The sequence below is a fragment of the Lysinibacillus sp. TE18511 genome (genome assembly GCF_054062295.1).
Genome location: NZ_JBSSFD010000103.1, coordinates 1 through 1,051 on the forward strand (window position 1 = coordinate 1; position 1,051 = coordinate 1,051).

1 pseudogene is annotated in these 1,051 nt (G+C 33.3%); it reads left to right on the forward strand.

From position 1 onward, the window contains the following. Positions 1–282, forward strand: a pseudogene (locus tag ACVWXS_RS25905) (aromatic amino acid transporter AroP); the annotation flags it as partial. Positions 283–1,051 lie beyond the last annotated feature (769 nt).

Below are 1,051 nucleotides of genomic sequence, written 5' to 3' on the forward strand. Positions count from 1 at the left end.
ATCTATATTTCTGCTGTTGCGACTGTTGCAGTCATTACAAGCTGGATGATTATTTTATTAGCACAATTGAAATTTAGAAAGTCAAAAACGAAAGAGGAAGTAGCCGAACTGAAATTCAAAATTCCGCTTTATCCACTTTCTACGTATATTGCCATTGCATTCTTATTAATGGTTATTGTGTTAATGGCGTTTATTCCAGAAATGCGTGTTGCCCTATATGTCGCACCAGTTTGGTTTTTAATCATATTTGTTGGATACAAAGTAATAAATGTTAAAAAGTAGTTAAATCATTTCATTAAACTGATACTTCTTCAACGAAGACATATGTTAAAAAGTCCTTTTGGTTAACTCGATTGGTTACACCTATCTCAAGATTAATAATTTTTTTACACTAGTAAACGTTAATAACGTTCCCAAATGAAAGTTAGGGAATACCCCCCCATTCAATTGAATGAGGGGGTTATTTTGGCTGCTAATGATTGTTATGTTCCCTAAGGACGCTTTGAGAAGGTTATACTTCAACTAACGCGCAATTTAGTTGAAGAGCAATGATAAAATGAATTCAAAGTAAACTGTCAGAATTGGGGGGAATAAATTTGAGAGATATAATCCTTTGTCTTGTAAATGCTGTTATGATATTTGGGATTTTGTTGTTTGTTTCTATTTTTTTTTCCTCAGGAGATGAATGGTGGTCCTTATACACTTTTAATATGGAGGAAATGTCGCCCTTCAATATAGAAATATCTTGGATAAAAGTCTTTATTATGGGATTCATTTCTTTAGCGATTTCTTTTTTTCTTATAAGGATGACCTCAGAAAAAAACTAATTTTAATAACTTCGCCCTTCTTTAATTAACGTGGAGCTTTAGTGTAACAAGCACATACAAAATAAACCTAATAAACGTTCCCAAATGGAAGTTTGGAAATACATCAAAAAGCCACGAATGTTGTTAAATTGAACTGCTCCCTGTCAAGTAGACAGCGGAAATAATAAAAATACTCTATGCGGCTTGAGCCCTGTATTCTAAGGGGCTCAAGCCGTTTAAGCTTT